The following is an 18,595-nucleotide window of genomic DNA, read 5'->3' on the forward strand; positions in this document are numbered from 1 at the left end:
GATCGGCGTGTTCCATGGCTCAGCGCTCCAGCACCCAGGTGTCCTTGGTGCCGCCCCCCTGAGAGGAGTTGACCACCAATGACCCTTCGCGCAGCGCCACGCGGGTCAGCCCGCCCGGCACCATGCGCACCTCCTTGCCCGACAGCACGAACGGCCGCAGGTCGATATGGCGCGGCGCGATGCCCGACTCCACATAGGTCGGGCAGGTGGACAGCGCCAGCGTCGGCTGGGCGATGTACTGCTCGGGGCGCGATTTCACCACCTCGCGGAACTGGTCGATCTCGGCGCGCGTGGCCGCCGGTCCGACCAGCATGCCGTAGCCGCCCGCGCCGTGGGTTTCCTTGACCACGAGGTCGGCCATATGGTCGAGCACGAACTGGAGATCGTCCGGGCGCCGGCACATATAGGTCGGCACGTTGTTGAGGATGGCCTCCTCGCCCAGATAGAAGCGGATCATGTCCGGCACGTAGGGGTAAATCGACTTGTCGTCGGCCACGCCCGTGCCGATGGCGTTGCTGATCGTCACATTGCCGGCCCGGTAGACCGACAGCAGCCCGGCCGCACCGAGCGCCGAATCTGGACGAAATGCGAGGGGATCAAGGAAGTCGTCATCCACGCGCCGGTAGATCACGTCAATGCGCTGCGGCCCCTGCGTGGTCCGCATATAGAGGTGCTCGTCCTCGACGAACAGGTCGCTGCCCTCCACCAGTTCCACGCCCATCTGTTGAGCCAGGAATGCATGCTCGAAGTACGCCGAGTTGTACATGCCCGGCGTGAGCACGACCACGGTGGGATCGGCGATGTTCTGGGGCGAGACACTGCGCAGCATGTCCAGCAGCAGGTCGGGATAGTGCGCCACCGGCGCCACCCGGTTGCGCGCGAACAGCTCCGGGAACAACCGCATCATCATCTTGCGGTTTTCCAGCATGTACGAAACGCCGGACGGCACCCGGAGGTTGTCCTCGAGCACGTAGAACTCGCCCTCGCCGGCCCGCACCACGTCGATGCCGGCCACATGGGCATAAATGTCGCGCGGCACATCCACGCCGAGCATCTCCGGCCGGTATTGGGCGTTGTTGTAGATCTGGTCGGGCGGAATCACGCCGGCGCGGATGATGTCCTGGCCGTGGTAGATATCGTGGATGAACCGGTTCAGCGCCGCCACGCGCTGCCGCAGGCCGCGCTCGAGCGTGGCCCACTCGCTGGCCGGGAAGATGCGCGGAATCACATCGAACGGAATCGTGCGCTCGGTGCCGCTGTTCGACTCGTCCTTGTCGCCGTAGACGGCAAAGGTAATGCCCACGCGCCGGAAGATAAGGTCCGCCTCGGCGCGTTTGTTGTCCATCGTCGAACCGGACTGCCGCCCGATCCAGTCCGCAAAATTGCGGTAGTGGGCCCTGACCGCCCCTGACGGCAGCGTCTGTCCGGCCTCGATGGCCGCCACTGCTCCGTCCTCCCGCCCTTCCAGCATCTCGTCGAAAAACCGCGCCGCCATGATGGCCGCTCCTTCGTGAAATGGGCGCCCGCGCCGGCCTCGTACTGACCGTGCCGTGCCGTCTCCCCGGTCGCCCGTTTGTCGATGCCTTGTCGAGTTGGCTCTTTCAGCATATCCGCACCGGCAAAACCCGCAAGGGTCACGCGCGCCGGCACGCGAATCGGTTTAGCAAGATGCTTGCCAGCCAGGCGCCGCCGAAGGCACGGCGCCAAGGGCTGGCTGGCGGCTTCAGGTCAGTTCAGATCAGGCGGCGGGCTTGCCGGAGCAGGCGGCCGACTCGGGCGGGCACTTGTCCAGGATGTCCTGGACCAGCGCCTCGGGCGTGCGGCGGATGTCCAGCACCAGCGCGTCGCGTGGCTCCTCGAGGGTGTCGAACTGGCTTTGCAGCAGCGCCGGGTTGAAGAAATGGTCCGTGCGCGCCGACAGCCGGCTGCCGATGGTGCCGGCGTCGCCCTTCATGAAGACGAAGGTCACACCGCCGTCGGGCGGGGTCAGGCGGTCGCGGTAGGTCTGGCGCAGCGCCGAGCAGGTGAAAACGTGGGTGCGGCCCTCGGCCCGGGCGGTGTCGATGGCGGCGCGCATCGCGGCCAGCCAGGGCCAGCGGTCCTCATCGGTCAGCGGAATGCCGTTGTGCATCTTGGCCTTGTTGGCCTCGCTGTGGAAGGCGTCGGCATCGTGGAAGCCGCAATGCAGCTGGCTGGCCAGCAACTGGCCGACCGTGGTTTTCCCGCTGCCGGAAACGCCCATCAGGATATAGATCATGTCTGCTCCGTCGATCATGGTCGGATGGTCGGGCCATCCTTGTCGGTAGCCTTCGGGCGCGAAAGACGTGGCGCGAAGGTGCACCGCGGCATGGAGATACCTGGCCGCGGCGATTGCTGAAAATCGTAAAACGACTAAACGATGACTAAACGACGACTAAGTGCGTGCAGGGCAAGTTGGGCGCCCGCCTATTGTGCGACCACGCCGGCCGTTTGGACAGCGGGCGCGGCGTCGGCCTCGGACAAGTCCAGGGCGCTGCCGCCTTCTTCGGCGATCCGGGCATGGCGCCGGAACAGTCCGAACAGGCCGCGCCCCATGCTGAAGCGCGCAAAATCGTCGTCCGGCGCGGTCGCCGGGATGCGCGCGGCGAATTCGGCGTGCGCGGCGGCATCGCCGACCAGGGTCAATGTGCCGGCTACGGCATCCACACGAATCCAGTCGCCATCGCGCACCCGCGCCAACGGGCCGCCTACAAGCGCCTCCGGACCCACATGAATCACCGCCGGTACCTTGCCGGACGCGCCCGACATGCGGCCATCGGTCACCAGCGCCACCTTGTGGCCAGCATCCTGCAGTGCGCCGAGTGCCGGCGTGAGGCGGTGCAACTCGGGCATGCCGTTGGCGTTCGGCCCCTGGAAGCGGACCACCGCCACCACGTCGCGATTCAGTTCGTCGGCCTCGAAGGCGGCTTGCAGCGCCTCCTGGGAGTCGAACACGCGGGCCGGGGCCTCCACGATACGGTGCTCGTCGGCCACGGCCGACACCTTGATCACGCCCCGGCCGAGGTTGCCGGCCATCAGGCGCAGCCCGCCCTCCTTCGAGAACGGCGCCGACGCCGGTGCCAGCACGGCGGCATCGCCACTCGTGGTCGGACCGTCGCGCCAGCGCAGCGCGCCGTCGGTCATCACCGGCTCCTCGGTGTAGCGCGCCAGCCCTTGCCCCATCACGGTCTGGACGTCCTCGTGCAGCAACCCGGCTTCGAGCAGTTGGCCAATCACATAGGCCACGCCGCCGGCGGCGTGGAAGTGGTTCACATCGGCCGAGCCGTTCGGATAGACGCGCGCCAGCAGCGGCGTGACCGCCGACAGGCGGTCGAAGTCATTCCAGTCGATGACGATGCCGGCGGCACGCGCCATGGCGACAAGGTGGATGGTATGGTTCGTGGAACCGCCCGTGGCCAGCAGGCCGACCATGGCGTTGACGATGGCCCGCTCGTCCACGATCTGGGCGAGCGGCGTGTACGCGTTGCCGCGCGCGATCAGCGCCAGCGCGCGCTGTGCCGCGGCCGCCGTCAGCGCATCGCGCAGTCCGCTGTCCGGGTGCACGAAGGCCGAGCCCGGCATGTGCAAGCCCATGATTTCCATCAGGAACTGGTTGCTGTTGGCCGTGCCGTAGAAGGTGCAGGTGCCGGCGCCGTGGTAGGCGGCGCATTCGGCCTCCAGCAAGACATCGCGACCAACCTGACCCGTGGCGTAGAGCTGGCGCACGCGCGCCTTTTCCTTGTTCGAGAGACCGGTCGCCATCGGCCCAGCGGGCACGAAGACGATGGGCAGGTGGCCAAACTGGAGCGCCCCCATCAGCAGGCCCGGCACGATCTTGTCGCACACGCCGAGCATCAGCGCGGCATCGAAGGTGTTGTGCGAGAGCGCGACCGCCGTACCCATGGCAATGGCGTCGCGCGAGAACAGCGACAGCTCCATGCCAGCGTTGCCTTGCGTGATGCCATCGCACATCGCCGGCACGCCGCCCGCCACCTGGGCCACGCCACCCACCGCTCGCGCCGCCTCGCGAATCACGTTCGGATACCGCTCGTACGGCTGGTGGGCCGACAGCATGTCGTTGTACGCGGTCACGATGCCGAGGTTCGGGGCGTGCTCGACGCGAAGCTTGAGCTTGTCGTCGGCCGGCAGCGCGGCGTAACCGTGCGCCAGATTCGCGCACGACATGCCGCGCAGCGGGCCGAGTTCCCGCTGTGCCCGCTCGCAGCGCGCCAGATAGGCGGCGCGGCTCGCGCGGCTGCGCTCGACAACGCGTTGCGTAACGGCCGACACCTCGGCGTGAACGGATTGGGTCATGGCGACAATGTTCCTCGTGGGGAGCGCCGGGCAAAGAACCGCCCGTCGATATGTAGATTTTCTACATTATAGCCTTGGCCTCCCGCCTGCCGGAAGCCGCTTTCTCGCGAAAATATGATGCTGTCGACGCAAATACGGGAAAGCCCTAAGGGGGCAGGCCCACGATTCCCGATCGATCCCCATGTCATTCTGTGTAGAATCTCTACATCTTCAATCCCCCAGAATGGCCACGCCGATGGCCAACCGAGACCCGCACCACCATGCGCGACCGAATCCTTGCCGTCTACGACACGCTCCGTCCGTCCGAACGCCGTCTGGCTGACTACGTCACCCGCCACGGCGCCAGCGTGATTCGCCTGTCGATGCCCGAACTGGCCGAACGCGCCGGCGTCTCGCAGCCGACCATCGCCCGCTTCTGCGCCGCGCTGGGCTACGACGGCTTCAAGGAGTTCAAACTCCAGTTCGCCCAGAACCTGGGCGGCGGCACGCCGTTCGTCCACCAGGACGTGGAGGCCGACGACCGCCCGGCCGACATCGCCGGCAAGGTCTTCGACCGCACCATCGCCACACTGATGGCGGTCCGCAACGCGCTGTCGGCCGACCAGATCGAGCACGGCATCCGCCTGCTGGCCAGCGCGCGCCGCATCGAGTTTTATGGCTGCGGCAACTCCGGCATCGTCGCGCTCGATATCCAGCACAAATTCTTCCGCCTAGGCATTCCCACCACGGCCTACTCGGACCCGCATGTCTTCAGCATGTCCGCCGCGTTGCTGCGCCCTGGCGACGTGGCGGTGCTGGTCTCCAACAGCGGCCGCACCTGGGACATGCTGACCGCCGCCACGCTCGCCCGCGCCAGCGGCGCAAGCGTGCTGGCGCTGACCCACAGCGGCTCGCCGCTGGCCCGGCTGGCCGACGTCTGCGTGTTCTCCGACGTCGAGGAAGACAGCGAGGTCTACACGCCAATGACCTCCCGCATCAGCCACCTCGTACTCGGCGACGTGCTCGCTGCCGGCGTGGCGCTGGAGCGCGCTGACACCGTCGCGGCCGGCCTGCAACGTGCCAAGGCGCACCTGCGCGAGCGCCGCATCGGCGGCGCCGCGCCTGAGGCGCCGGCGTCCCGCGAAGCGGTGGCGGCTGCCACCGGCGGCACCGGCGGCACGGCCAAAACCCCGGCGACCAAGACGCCGAAGACCGCGCGCGCTGGTTCGCGCAGCTGACGCCTCCCGCCCTCCCGAGACAACCCGGGCTGGCGCCGACGCCTAACGCGGCGCCGCCGGTGCATCGCGCCAGTACCGCCGCTCCCGCTGCCGGAATGACGAAATCGCCAGTCGCGGCCCCGCCGTGACGATCGACACCGCGCCCGTTTCATCCGTCCGATACCGCGCGATGCCTTGGCGCCCATACCGCCGCCAGACATCGTCGCGCGGATGCCGGTAGCGGTTGCCATATCCGAGCTGAAACACCGCCGCCTCTGGCTGCACCGCACGCAGGAACGCCGCGCCCGACGACGTGCCGCTGCCATGGTGCGGCACCAGCAGGACATCGGCACGCAGATCCTCCGGCGGCACCGCGGCAATCAACCCCTGTTCCTCGCGCACGCCAATGTCGCCAGTCAGCAGCAAGCTGCGGTGCGCCGTGGCCACGCGCAACACGCAACTGCGTGCATTGCTCGCCAGCCGCGCGCTGCCGAGGTCCGACACTGACGGATGCAGGATGACGAAGCGCACGCCATTCCACGTCCATGCCGCGCCAGCCTCGCATGGCTGCCATGGCGCAGCATTGCTCGCCACGCCGCCTTTTGTCGGCGCCGATCCGATCAGGAGCCCGTGATCGAGCGGCGCCCCCGTCAGCCGCCGCCCCACCGGCACCGCGGCCAGCACCTCGCGCACGCCGCCGGCATGGTCCGCATCTTCGTGACTGACCATCAGCGCATCGAGCCGCCGCACGCCCATCGCCCGCAGCCACGGCACGATAACTTGCCCGCCGGCACTGGCCCCTGACGGGTATCCCGGCCCCGTGTCATAGAGCAGCGCATGCGCCTTGGTTTCGACCAGCACCGCCGTGCCCTGCCCGACATCGAGCGCCGTGACACGGACCTCCCCTTCCGGTACGGGCGTCCGGCCCGCCAGTAGCATCGGCATCATCAGCAACGCCCCACACCAGCGTGGCGGTGCGCGCACCGCCGGACACGTACGCCGTGCGGGCCGAGCAGGCCGCGCGCCGCGCAAAGGCGTTGCCGCCCCAACATCCGGCGCCCGCTCGCGAGGCATCAACACGAACACCACCCCGGCAGACGCCAACGCCATCCAGACGGGTCCCGCCTGCGCCGCTTCCCAAACGGCCCACGCTGGCGCCGCAAGCCAGGCGAGCGCATCGGACAACCACGTCATCGTCGTATGCGCGACCGCCAGCAGCGGCCTGGCCACAATCACCGGCAGCACAGCACCGGCCAGCGCCAACGGCGTGACGAGCAAGCTCACCACCGGAATGGCGACAGCATTGGCAAGACAGGACACCACCGACACCTGCCCGAACAGCAGCAGCGTGAGCGGCACGAGCCCGACTGTCACCGCCCACTGCGTGCGTGCGGCGCCCGTCAGCGTTGCCCCCACAGCCGCCCTCGCCCTGTGCCACCGCCCCTCCGCCCTTGCCCGCTGCGGCGGTTCCCGCGCGGCAAGGAAGATGGCCGCGACGGCGCCGAATGACAGCCAGAAACCGGGCGACATCACGGCCCATGGGTCAATCGCCACCGCCACGCCCGCCGCCCACGCGAGCACGACCGATGCCGGCGGCGCCCGGCCACTCCACAATGCCAGCGCCGCCACGGCGAGCATGCACACGGTTCGCATCGCCGGCACCTGCATCCCGGCGATCAGTCCATAACCCAAGGCGGTCAGTATCGCCACCACGAGCGCCGCCTGCTGCGCCGGCCAGATCAGCGGCAAGGGCCGGCGCAGCCGCCGCCCCAGCCCGAACGACCTCCGCCACAACCCCAGGGCCAAAGCGCCAGCTGCGCCCGAGATCATCGTGATGTGCAAACCGGAAATGCTGACCAGATGGGAGATGCCGGTCCGTCGAAACACCTCCCAGTCCTCGGTGGCGATACCGCGCTGGTCGCCGATCACCAGCGCCACGAGCACGGCCCCGAAGCGCGCATCCGGCGGCAGCGCCGCACGAAGCCGGTCCCGCAAGCCCGCCCGCCACGCCTGCACGTGAATCGCCCATGGCAACGGCCCCGCCTCCGCCTGCCGCTCGCCGTCCCGCACATAGCCCGTCGCACCGATGCCCTCGCCCAACAGCCAGTACGCGTAGTCGAAGCCATATGGATTGGCCAGCCCGCGTGGCCGCCGCAGCCTGACCGTCAGCCGATAGCGCTGCCCCGGCTGCAACGCCTCCGGCGGATCGCGCCAGGTGAGCAAAACCCGTGGCGGCAGGCGCGCCTCATGCGACCCGCTTACCGCGAACAGGAAGCGCGTGCCCTGGCTTGCCGCATCGGGCAGCCCGGCAACCATGCCCTGCAGCGCGATGTCACGCCCCGCCAGCGCGGGGTCCAGCCAATCCGCCATCCTGCTGTCGGCGCGCCATGCCGCCCACCCGAACCCCGCCGCGCACGCGAGCGCCACCACCGCCGCGCGCCACATCCACCGCCTGACAACAGGCGTATCCCCATGACGACAACGCACGACGTACGTCAGCGCCGCCACGCCGATGGCCCCCGTCAGCGCCTGCCACCACCACCGCCACGCCGACGGCAATACGGCCTGCTCCTGGAGCCACCAGCAACCAGCGACGAACGCCATCAGCACAGCTCGCATCACACCTCCAGGACAACGCTTTCCGATGGCGTATTTGTACTGTGCGCGATGGCGCCAAAACGTTAACGAATGATGTGTTTTTGTGGAAGTTTGTTAAAACGGCGGCCGGCGTCTTGCCACGCGTTCAGCGCGGCGCCATGATGTCTGCAAACGCCGCCAGACGCGGCAGCGCCGCCACCGAGTTGCGCCACATGGCCTGCGCCAGCTCAGCTTCCGGCACGCCACGCAGTTCGCCGAGTACTCGCGCCACGCCCACCACCTCGCCCGGTGTGTTGCGCGCTTTGTGCTGCTCGCCGAACTGGTCGTCGGAGAGCCAGGCCGGCGCGATGTCGGGCGCGTCGGTCTCGAGCACGATGGCCTCGAGCGGTAATTCCGCCGCAAGCCGGCGGATCTGTTTGGCGCGAGAGAAGGTCAGGTTGCCGCCGAAGCCGAGCTTCATGCCGTGCTCGACATAGCGGCGCGCCTGTTCGTGGCTGCCGTTGAAGGCGTGTGCAATGCCCTGCCGCACGCCCACGCGGCGCAGTTGCGCATAGACTTGGTCCTGCGACTTGCGCACGTGCAGCAGCACGGGAAGATCGAAGTCGCGCGCGATCTTCACCTGCTCGGTGTAGAGCCACGTCTGATGGGCGACGTCCAGACCCGGGACGAAGAAGTCGAGGCCGATTTCGCCGATGGCGACGAAGCGCGGATCGTCCATCGACGCGGCTACCTGGCGTCGCAATTCGTCCAGATCCTGCTGCCCGGCGCCAGGTGTGCAGAGGGGATGGATGCCGAGCGCGTAGACACAGGGGGCGCCGTCCGCCTCGGTGCAGGCATGGGCCAGCGCGCGCACGGCATCGAAGTTGGACACCGCCACGGCAGGCAGCACAATGCCCGAGACGCCAGCCTCGGCCGCCGCGCGCGTGACGCCCGCGCGGTCGCTATCGAACTCGCTGGCGTCGAGGTGGCAGTGGGTATCGATCCACATGGTGGGGGCGCGGGGCGGTGGGTCGGTTGGGGTGAGGACCGATGTCCGGTCAGCGTTCGCGGTGCAGGTGCCCGTCGCGCAGGCGCAACACGCGGTCGCAGCGGCCAGCGAGGTCCGTGTCGTGGGTGACGATGACGAAGCTCGTGCCGAGCGTACGCGACAGTTCGAGCATCAGGTCGTACACGCCGCCGGCCGTGTGGTCGTCGAGGTTGCCGGTGGGCTCGTCGGCCAGCACGCAGGCCGGCTGGCCGACCAGCGCGCGGGCGACGGCCACGCGCTGGCGCTCGCCGCCGGACAGCTCGCCGGGACGGTGCTTTGCCCGCCCGCCCAGGCCCACGCGCTCGAGCATGGCTTGCGCGGCGGCGCGCGCCTCGCGTTCCTTGAGGCCACGGATGCGCATCGGCATGGCGACGTTGTCCAGCGCGGTGAATTCGGGCAGCAGGTGGTGGAATTGGTAGACGAAGCCGAGCGCGCGGTTGCGAACGGTATTCCGCTCGCTCTCGCGCAGCGAGGTGAACGGCTTGCCGAGCAGTGCAACGCGGCCGGCGTCGGGGTTGTCCAGCCCTCCCAGCACGTGCAGCAGCGTGGACTTGCCGGAGCCGGACGCGCCGACGATGGCAACCTTCTCGCCAGCGTCAACGCGCACGTCTACGCCGCGCAGGACGTCCACGTCGAGGCCGCCCTGGCGGAAACGCTTGGACAGGCCCTCGGCCACAAGCACCGGCGTGCCGGCCTGCACGACGAGGCCGGGCACTGCCGGGAGAGCGGCGGCTTCCTGGAGCAGGGAGGTGTCACTCATAGCGCAGCGCCTCCGCCGGGTTCACGCGCGCGGCGCGCCAGCTGGGGTAGATCGTGGCCAGGGTGGCCAGCACGAAGGAGATGATGCCGATGGTGGCGATGTCGTTCACGCGAGGGTCCGAAGGCAGTTCGCTGATGAAATAGATGTCACGTGGCAGGAACTGCACATGCAGCACCCGCTCGATAAAGGGCACGATTACGTCGATATTGGTCGCGATCAGCGTGCCGCCGAGCACGCCGAGGACGGTGCCGATGAAGCCGATCGCCACGCCCTGGACGATGAAAATCTTCATGATCGAGCGCGGCTGGGCGCCCATTGTGCGCAGGATGGCGATGTCGGCCTGCTTGTCGGTCACGGTCATGACCAGCGTGGAGACGAGGTTGAACGCCGCCACGGCGATGATCAGCGTCAGGATGATGAACATCATGCGCTTCTCGGTCTGAACGGCGGCGAACCAGTTGCGGTTCTGCTTGGACCAGTCGCGCAGGTACAGCTCGCCGCTCATCGTGCCGGCCAGCTCCTGGGCCACCTGGGGGGCCCGCTGCATGTCGGACAGCTTGAGCCGCACACCGGTGGGGCCGGACTGGCGGAACAGTGTTTCGGCGTCCTCGATGTCGATCAGGGCCAGGGCGCTGTCGAACTCGTAGTGGCCGGACGAAAACACGCCAACTACGGTGAACTGCTTGAGCCGCGGCAGTACGCCGGCCGGCGTGATGGTGCCCTGCGGCGCCACCAGCGTCACCTTGTCGCCGACGCGCACGCCCATGGCGTTGGCCAGTTCATTGCCGAGCGCGATGCCAAAGCCGCCCGGCACCAGCGCGTTCATGCTGCCGGCGCGGAACTGGTTGCCCACGTCGGAGACCTTCGGCTCCTCGGCAGGATCCACACCACGCAGCAGCACGCCGCGCACCGCGTCTTCGCGGGTGAGCATGGCCTGGGCGGCCACGTAGGGCGCCGCCCCCACCACTTCCTTGTTCCGCATGGCCTCGGCGGCGGTCTTGTGCCAGTCGGGCAACGGTCCTGGGGCGATGACCTCGATATGGGCGAGGACCGACAGCATGCGGTCCCGCACTTCCTTCTGGAAGCCGTTCATGACCGACAGCACGACAATCAGCGCCGCCACACCGAGGGCGATGCCAAACATCGAGATCATGGAAATGAACGAAATGAACGTATTGCGGCTGGCGCGCTTGCTTGCGCGGGTGTATCGCCAGCCGATCTGCCACTCGTAGGGAAAGTTCAAGAGGAATCCTGTTGTTCGGAAGTCGCGCCGGCGGGCCATCCGCCCCCCTTGGGTGACGGAAAACTGGCGCCGGCCAGCCGGAAGTTTACAATCTCGGCAACCATGATGACGCACCTGACCCTGATTGTGCCCTTTTCCGTCCCGCCTGGCGCCGGCAACGACGCCGCGGACGACGTCGTCTCCAGCGCGCTGCTGCGGCAGTTGGAGTTGCCGGCGCTCGGAAAGTTGCTCACCCGCGCCGCCCCGGGCCCGCGCGAGACCCACGACGATCCGTTCCTGCGCACCCTGCCGCAGGAGCGCTGGCTGGCCGGCCGGGCCGGCCTGGACACCCGGCAGGTGCCGACTGCGCCTTTTATGCGCCTGGCCGACCTGCGGCAACGTGCCGCGGACCGCCTGCCGGACCCCGCCCAGGCGCCGCCTGCCGCCTCCCTGATCCGGGAAGAAAACGGCGATCAGGGCTGGGCCTGCCTCCAGCCGGTTCATATCCACGCGGCGCGGGATCACCTTGTGTTGATGCATCCGGACCAGCTTGAGATCCGCCCCGACGAGGCCGCTGCGCTGCGCGCCGCCATCGACGACCTGCTCCGTGAGTCCGGCATTGCGCTGGACGCGCCCCACCCCGCCCGCTGGTATGTGGCCGACGATGTATTCGGCGAGCTGGAAGCCACCACGCCGGTGCGCGCCACGGGCCGCAATATCGACATCTGGCTGCAAGCCGGCGCGCGGGCGCGCGACTGGCGACGCCTCCAGAACGAGATCCAGATGACCTGGCACGACCATCCGGTCAACCAGGCGCGCGAGGCCGAGGGCCGCCTGACCATTAATTCAGTGTGGCTCCACGGCGGGGGCAAGCTGAGCCTCGTCAACCGGCTGGCCGACGCCGTGCTGACGGACGACCCCTTCCTGGCTGGCCTGGCCCTCGCCAGCGATAGCCTGCTTGACCCGCAGCCAGCCAAATTCGAGGAAATTGCGAAGGCCGACGGCCATGTCATGGCGATGCTCGACACCGCCACCGAGGCCCATATCGCCCAGGACTGGGGCCTCTGGCTTGAGCGCATGCACGCACTCGACGCCGAGTGGTTCACCCCGGTACTGGCGGCCTTGGCCGATGGCCGCATCATGGGCGTCACCCTCGTGCTGGGCGGCGACAACCACTACGCCGAGTTCACCGTGCGGCGTGCCGACCTGCGCAAGTTCTGGCGTGGCATGGGCGCGCGCGGCGACTGGCGCGCCCTGCTTTCCGACCTGGCCATGGTGGCCTGATCCGCGCGTTTTCCGCTTTCGCGCCCGCTTTTCTGGACAAACGACCATGACCCGGATCGCCATCCGCTCTTATTCCGAACCCCACGCCGATGTGCTGGCCAAGTCGGGCCTGCACCCCACGCTGGCCCGCATCCTGTCGGCGCGCGGCGTGCTGCATCCGTCCGACCTGGCCACCGAACTGCCGGAACTGACACCGCCCACGACGATGAAGGGCATCGGCCACGCGGCCGAGTATCTGGCCGATGCCATCGCCGCCAACCGCAAGCTGCTGATCGTGGCCGACTACGACTGCGACGGCGCCACGGCCTGCGCCGTGGGCGTGCGCGGGCTGCGGATGCTCGGCGCGCGCGTGGATTTCATCGTACCAAACCGCTTCGAGTACGGCTACGGGCTGACGCCCGAGATCGTGGCGCTGGCCGCCCAGCAGCAGCCGGACGTCATCGTCACCGTCGACAACGGCATTGCATCGGTCGACGGCGTGGCGGCGGCCAATGCGCTCGGCATCGACGTGGTGGTGACCGACCACCACCTCCCCGGCGCGGAGCTGCCGGAGGCGGCGGTCATCGTCAACCCAAACCAGCCCGGCTGCGAGTTCCCGAGCAAGAACCTGGCGGGCGTGGGCGTGATGTTCTACGTGCTGCTGGCCCTGCGTGCGGAGCTGCGCCGGCGCGGCGCGTTCACCCAGGCGACCCAGCCGCCGCTGCAAACCCTGCTTGACCTCGTCGCGCTCGGTACCGTCGCGGACGTTGTGAAGCTGGACACCAACAACCGCATCCTCGTGGCCCAGGGGCTGCGCCGGATGCGCGCCGGGCGCATGCATCCGGGCGTGGCGGCGCTGTTCCGCGCGGCAGGGCGTGAGGCCACGCGGGCGAATACGTTCGACCTTGGTTTCGGCCTGGGTCCCCGGCTCAATGCGGCAGGACGGCTCGCCGACATGTCGCTCGGCATCGAATGCCTGCTGACCGACGACCCGAACCGCGCGTGGGAAATCGCCCAGGAACTGGACGGCATGAACCGCGAGCGGCGCGATATCGAGGCCGGCATGCAGCAGGAGGCCCTGCAGATCCTGGAACAGCCGCTGGCGGGACTGGATCCGGCATCGCGCTACACGCTCAGCGTGTTCAACGACACCTGGCACCAGGGGGTCATCGGCATCGTGGCGTCGCGGCTCAAGGAGAAATTCCACCGCCCGACCATCACTTTCGCACCGGGCGACGAGGAACACATCAAGGGCTCGGGCCGCTCGATCCCGGGGTTCCACCTGCGCGATGCGCTCGATCTGGTGTCGAAGCGGCACCCCGGCCTGCTCGTGAAATTTGGCGGACATGCGATGGCGGCTGGCCTGACCGTACGCTCGGCCGACTTCGACACCTTCATGTCGGCGTTCGAAGCCGTTGGCCGCGAATGGCTGACGGACGACCAGCTGGCGCGCGTGATCGAGACCGATGGCGACATCGAGGAATCGTGCTTCAGCCCGGAATTCGTCGCATTGCTAGAAGGTCAGGTCTGGGGCCAGGGCTTCCCGCCCCCCACGTTCTGCGGGGAATTCGATGTCCTGCGCCAGACCGTGCTCAAGGGCAAGCATCTGAAGCTGCAACTGGGGCGCGGCAGCCAGCGCTTCGACGCGATCTGGTTCAACCACGCCGACGCCCTCGACGGCGCCAGCGCGACGGTGGCCTACCGGCTGGACAACAACACCTTCAACGGGGTCACGCGCGTGCAACTGGTGATCGAACACGCGCAGTAAATCGGCAGACGCTGGCGGGACTGCGGAAAACTGGTACACATTTCCGCTGTTCTACGATTTACGCGCGCAGTCGCGGGCCTGAACAATGGCCGCTTCCTCCTCATGGTTGAAGCAATATGGCCAAACTCCTGCGCAGCAACGGCGCGCCACTCGGCGCGCAAATCACCCTCTTTCCGAGGAATCGACTCCAGTTCAAGGTTTCCGGACTCGGTCCACATAGGAAACACCTCGTTCTCCGGAGTACTGACAGCGTCCTAAGCGTCGTGCCGCTAAGGGTCGATGACAGAAGAGCCGAGCAGGTGCTCCGACTGGAAGTGCAGGATCACAGCATCGTCAGCCGACGCGTCGTCCATCTGGACGCTTACGTAACAGACGCACAGGGGCGACTGCAACATAAGGACAGCAATACGGCACGGCTGACCGTGGAGCTTGAGCCGCGACTCAAGCTCCCGGAAGCGGATACCGAGGCAGGGATTCTCGCGCGGATGTTGATTGTCGAGAACGCCGCCCCGAGCCATCCCAAGTTTGTGAGCCTGGATGAGTCGCTGGAGAGCATGCAGTGGATGGTGCACGTACTTCGGAACCGTCTGAAGTTGGGGCCGCAACACTTCTCCGCTCGGGGCGCCTCCACTTTGACCACGCTGATCAAGGCTCAACGACAGGTCGAAGGCTTTGAGCAATTTCCACAACTGGCTCCAGCGCAGAACGTCACACTGAACGCCATACTCAATCTGGCGCACGATGGTGCAGACAATCGTTACAGATCTCATCAGATCTTTGTGGAACATGCTATCGCCGTCTCCAAGGGCACGAAGGCCGGCGCCGACCCTTGCCCCAAGAAGCTATACGCATGGAAAACTGAAGGCTCGGATAGCCCAGGGCACAACTTCGTCAAGTTTCGCGCCAAGGGCGGCCAGGACTTCTATACCCTGACCGACGCATTCCTGGCTCAATTGACGCCGAACACCAGCGGAGCACTGGAGGCAAGGCGATGAAGCAACGATTCATCTTGCCCGTGATACTGGCCTTCGCCTGCCTCAGCACCCAGGCAGCAGGCCCGCTGCCGCCTGGCATTGCCGAAGTGGCGAGCAGCCGAATTAAGGTATCAACGAATCCCTATTATCGACAGCCACTCCACGCCATGAAGCATGTTCTATTGAGCTCCGGAAAGAATGGTCGAACCAATCGCTTCTGCGCCGTTGGCTACAAATGGCCAGACGGCACGTCCCAGGCTTGGGTGCTATGGGACGAGGAGCAAACCCTCATGCTATGGCGGGGAAATCTGTATCGGGATATGCGTGACATCGGGTTGACGGCTGCGAATCGCACCTTGAAATTGGGCCGGGACACCGTCCCTACCCCCGACGACATCAACGGCAGCACCTACCTCGTCACCGAAGCCTGGTGGCGCGCCGTCGCCAATGACTGCCGCAAGCATGGCGAGAAATACGTGATCAAGCCATTCAAGGCGCCCAAACCGAAAGATCCAGGCGCCCAATAGCCTGCCGCAGGCAATCTCCCTACCCGCGCGCCGGCAGGTAGGTGGCTGGATTCACCGGCTTGCCGTTGCCGCGCACCTCGAAGTGCAGCTCGGCCGCGCCGGCCATGCTGCCGATTTCCTGCCCCGTGGTGATGCGGGCGCCTTCCTTGACCAGCGGTTTGTCGAGGTTGCCGTACACGGTCAGCCAGTCGTCGCTGTGCTTCACGATCACCAGCATGCCGTAGCCGCGCAGGGTGCCGACGTGGATGGCCCAGCCGCTGGCGGCAGCGCGGACCTTGCCGTTGGCCGGCACCTCGATCCGCAGGCCCTTCTCGGCCGGCAGGGCGAAGCGGCCCGTCACGCGGCCGTCGGCCGGCCATTGCAGCTTGATGGCGTTGGCCGGCGGGCGCGATGGCGCGGTATCGGCCTGTTTGGCCGAATTTTCAGATTTTTCCGATGATTTGGACGGTGCCGATGCCGACGCTGCCGCCGCCGCGGCTGGCGGCCGCACCCGGATCAGTTGCCCGACCTCGATCTGGTTGGTGTCCGTCAGGTCGTTCCAGCGGGCCAGTTCGGCCACGGAGCGCCGGTTGCGCCGGGCGATCGAGTACATGGTGTCGCCGCGTTCCACGCGGTAGAAGCCGTCCGGCGCCGGTTCTGTCGGGGTCGTGCCACAGGCGGCGAGCAGCGTGGCCGTGAGCGTGGCCATCGTTGCCGCGCCAAGGCGGCCCAGCGCGCGGCGGCGGGCCGCAGACACGTCTGGTCTGGCGAAGTTGCTTGCTGTCATGCGTCCGAATTCACTCCTGTTACTCACCGATATTGTCGCCGAAGTGTTGCCAAGTGGCGCCGCGATCCCCTGGTAGACCGTTCGCATCGCGAACGGTTCGCCACACGCGACGATCCCTCCCGGGATTTACGGCGCCAATCCGCTATAATTCAAGGTTTTGGAAGCGCAGGAACATCATGGAAGCAGAACGCCTCAACGCCATCTCCGGTGCCATCTCCGATCTCCGTTCCCGGACGGAAGATCTACGGGGGTATCTTTGACTACGATGTCAAAGTAGGACGCCTGGACGAAGTCAACGGCGAGCTGGAAGACCCCGAGGTCTGGAACAACCCCAAGCGGGCCCAGGACCTGGGTAAGGAAAAGAAAGCGCTCGAGGCCGTGGTACAGGTCCTCGGCAAGCTGACGGACGACCTGACTGGCGCCGACGAGCTGTTCGAGCTCGCGCGCGAGGAAGGCGACGATGAAACGCTCGAATCCATCGAAACCGACGTCAAGGGCTTCGAGGAGATCGTGGCCGGCATGGAATTCCGCCGCATGTTCTCGGGCGAGATGGACCAGGCCAACGCCTTCATCGACATCCAGGCCGGCGCCGGCGGCACGGAAGCGTGCGACTGGGCGTCGATGCTGCTGCGCCAGTACCTGAAGTACTGCGAGCGCAAGGGCTTCAAGGCCGAGGTGCTCGAAGAGTCCGAGGGCGACGTGGCCGGCATCAAGAGCGCCACCATCAAGATCGAGGGCGACTACGCGTTCGGCTACCTGCGTACCGAGACCGGCGTGCACCGCCTGGTGCGCAAGTCGCCGTTCGATTCGTCGGGCGGCCGCCATACGTCGTTCTCGTCGGTGTTCGTTTACCCCGAGGTGGACGATTCGTTCGAGGTGGAAGTCAATCCGGCCGACCTGCGCGTGGATACCTACCGCGCATCGGGCGCGGGCGGGCAGCACATCAACAAGACCGATTCGGCGGTGCGGATTACCCACATCCCCACCGGCATCGTCGTGCAGTGCCAGAACGACCGTTCGCAGCACCGTAACCGTGCCGAGGCCATGTCGATGCTGAAGTCGCGCCTGTACGAGCATGAGATGCGCAAGCGTCAGGCCGAGGCCGACAAGCTCGAAGCCGGCAAGACCGATGTGGGCTGGGGCCACCAGATCCGCTCGTATGTGCTGGACCAGAGCCGGATCAAGGACCTGCGCACCAATGTGGAAATGTCCAACACCCAGAAGGTGCTGGACGGCGACCTCGATCCGTTCATCGAGGCCAGCCTGAAACAGGGCCTGTAAGCAGACCAGCGCGCCGCCCCCGGGGTGGCGCGCCGGTTTCCGCCGGCCAACTTCGACGCATTCCGCTTCAACTTCGAACCACCAAGACCACCAGGACATCCGGGGCACCATGAGCGCAGGTATCCATCTCTATATCGTCACGGGCGCATCGCGCGGCCTGGGCGCGGCACTGACCCGCGCGTTGCTGAAACCGGGCAACCGGGTGATCTGCGTGGCGCGCAGCCGCAGCCCCGAACTGGAGGCGGATATCGCCGCCAGCGGCGTGCCGGTGGCCTGGCACCTGCAGGACCTGTCCCAGCCCAGCGCGGCCGCCGGCTGGCTGGGCAGCGTGCTTGATGCCGTGGACGATGCCCCGGCCAGCGTGACGCTGATCCTCAATGCCGGCGTGGTAGAGCCGATTGGCCCGATCACGGCGCTGCACGAGACCACGCTCATCCCCCATCTGCTGACCAACCTGGCCACGCCGATGACCATGACAGGCGCGTTCATCGAGCACACTGCCCGCTTTGACTGCGCGCGCAAGGTGCTGGCGATCTCGTCGGGCGCCGCGCGCAACCCGGTGCCGGGCTGGAGCGCCTATTGCGCCGGCAAGGCCGCGCTCGACATATTCATCCGCTCGGTTAACGCCGAGTACGCGAGCGTGCCGGAGCCGCGCGCGGTGCGCGCCGTGGCGCTGGCGCCGGGCGTGGTCGATACCGACATGCAGGAAACCATCCGCGGTGCGGACTTCGCGGCCGTGCAGCGCTTCCGCGATCTCAAGGCCAACGACCAGCTCGCCTCGCCCGAAGACACGGCGCGGCGCATCGTGGCTTACCTGGAGCGTCCCGACTTCGGCAAGACCGAACTCGACGACATCCGCAATTACTGAACCGAACTGAACC

15 protein-coding genes are annotated in these 18,595 nt (G+C 67.2%); 7 read left to right on the forward strand and 8 right to left on the reverse strand.

What is annotated here, in order from left to right:
* Positions 1-19 precede the first annotated feature (19 nt).
* The 3 genes from AC1EJR_RS08550 to edd all read right to left on the reverse strand — a co-directional run bounded on the left by AC1EJR_RS08550 (position 20) and on the right by edd (position 4,332).
* The gene (locus AC1EJR_RS08550; protein ID WP_441643825.1) at positions 20-1,495 is read right to left on the reverse strand and encodes a circularly permuted type 2 ATP-grasp protein; all 1,476 of its coding nucleotides are present in this window, start codon (positions 1,493-1,495) and stop codon (positions 20-22) included.
* A gap of 243 nt (positions 1,496-1,738) precedes the next feature.
* Positions 1,739-2,257 (reverse strand): gluconokinase, encoded by a 519-nt coding sequence (locus tag AC1EJR_RS08555; protein ID WP_092292614.1) that lies wholly within the window; start codon positions 2,255-2,257, stop codon positions 1,739-1,741.
* Positions 2,258-2,445: 188 nt separating this feature from the next.
* Complete coding sequence (edd, locus tag AC1EJR_RS08560; RefSeq protein ID WP_092292612.1) at positions 2,446-4,332, reverse strand: phosphogluconate dehydratase; 1,887 nt, start codon at positions 4,330-4,332, stop codon at positions 2,446-2,448.
* A 260-nt stretch (positions 4,333-4,592) separates the two neighbouring features.
* Between edd and AC1EJR_RS08565 the strand changes: the two genes are divergently transcribed.
* Positions 4,593-5,549 (forward strand): MurR/RpiR family transcriptional regulator, encoded by a 957-nt coding sequence (locus AC1EJR_RS08565; RefSeq protein ID WP_441643826.1) that lies wholly within the window; start codon positions 4,593-4,595, stop codon positions 5,547-5,549.
* Positions 5,550-5,591: 42 nt separating this feature from the next.
* Here AC1EJR_RS08565 and AC1EJR_RS08570 read toward each other — a convergent pair whose 3' ends face one another.
* The 4 genes from AC1EJR_RS08570 to AC1EJR_RS08585 form a co-directional block, all read right to left on the reverse strand.
* On the reverse strand, positions 5,592-8,147 hold the full coding sequence (locus AC1EJR_RS08570) for a DNA internalization-related competence protein ComEC/Rec2 (protein ID WP_477112975.1): 2,556 nt from the start codon (positions 8,145-8,147) through the stop codon (positions 5,592-5,594).
* Between the two features lie 124 nt (positions 8,148-8,271).
* Complete coding sequence (locus AC1EJR_RS08575) at positions 8,272-9,114, reverse strand: TatD family hydrolase (RefSeq protein WP_477112976.1); 843 nt, start codon at positions 9,112-9,114, stop codon at positions 8,272-8,274.
* Positions 9,115-9,163: 49 nt separating this feature from the next.
* Positions 9,164-9,913, reverse strand: coding sequence for a lipoprotein-releasing ABC transporter ATP-binding protein LolD (gene lolD / locus AC1EJR_RS08580; protein WP_441592056.1), 750 nt, complete (start codon positions 9,911-9,913; stop codon positions 9,164-9,166).
* Positions 9,906-11,156, reverse strand: coding sequence for a lipoprotein-releasing ABC transporter permease subunit (locus tag AC1EJR_RS08585; RefSeq protein ID WP_092292604.1), 1,251 nt, complete (start codon positions 11,154-11,156; stop codon positions 9,906-9,908). Before AC1EJR_RS08585 ends, lolD begins: the two co-directional genes overlap by 8 nt.
* 102 nt (positions 11,157-11,258) lie before the next feature.
* Between AC1EJR_RS08585 and AC1EJR_RS08590 the strand changes: the two genes are divergently transcribed.
* From AC1EJR_RS08590 to AC1EJR_RS08605, 4 genes are all read left to right on the forward strand, one after another.
* Positions 11,259-12,419 carry a hypothetical protein gene (locus AC1EJR_RS08590; protein ID WP_092292602.1) on the forward strand — a complete coding sequence of 387 codons (1,161 nt, stop codon included), beginning with the start codon at positions 11,259-11,261 and terminating at the stop codon, positions 12,417-12,419.
* Between the two features lie 46 nt (positions 12,420-12,465).
* Entirely contained in the window at positions 12,466-14,166 is a 1,701-nt protein-coding gene (gene recJ / locus AC1EJR_RS08595; protein WP_092292600.1) for a single-stranded-DNA-specific exonuclease RecJ, read from the forward strand.
* Positions 14,167-14,282: 116 nt separating this feature from the next.
* Positions 14,283-15,161, forward strand: coding sequence for a hypothetical protein (locus AC1EJR_RS08600; protein WP_477112977.1), 879 nt, complete (start codon positions 14,283-14,285; stop codon positions 15,159-15,161).
* Entirely contained in the window at positions 15,158-15,667 is a 510-nt protein-coding gene (locus AC1EJR_RS08605) for a hypothetical protein (RefSeq protein ID WP_255370742.1), read from the forward strand. The genes AC1EJR_RS08600 and AC1EJR_RS08605 overlap by 4 nt, the downstream gene beginning before the upstream one ends.
* A 19-nt stretch (positions 15,668-15,686) precedes the next feature.
* Here the strand turns inward: AC1EJR_RS08605 and AC1EJR_RS08610 are convergent, their stop codons facing one another.
* Positions 15,687-16,433: a M23 family metallopeptidase gene (locus AC1EJR_RS08610; protein WP_092292596.1), complete on the reverse strand. Its 747-nt coding sequence runs from the start codon at positions 16,431-16,433 to the stop codon at positions 15,687-15,689.
* Positions 16,434-16,609: 176 nt separating this feature from the next.
* Between AC1EJR_RS08610 and prfB the strand changes: the two genes are divergently transcribed.
* Positions 16,610-17,714, forward strand: a protein-coding gene (gene prfB, locus AC1EJR_RS08615; RefSeq protein ID WP_143093866.1) for a peptide chain release factor 2 whose coding sequence is annotated in 2 segments (ribosomal slippage) — positions 16,610-16,690 and positions 16,692-17,714 — 1,104 coding nt in all. Because the reading frame shifts where the segments join, the coding sequence is not laid out codon by codon here.
* A gap of 109 nt (positions 17,715-17,823) precedes the next feature.
* The gene (locus tag AC1EJR_RS08620; RefSeq protein ID WP_477112978.1) at positions 17,824-18,582 is read left to right on the forward strand and encodes an SDR family oxidoreductase; all 759 of its coding nucleotides are present in this window, start codon (positions 17,824-17,826) and stop codon (positions 18,580-18,582) included.
* The last annotated feature ends 13 nt before the right edge of the window (positions 18,583-18,595 follow it).

The sequence above is a fragment of the Cupriavidus sp. 05T42 genome (genome assembly GCF_056396345.1).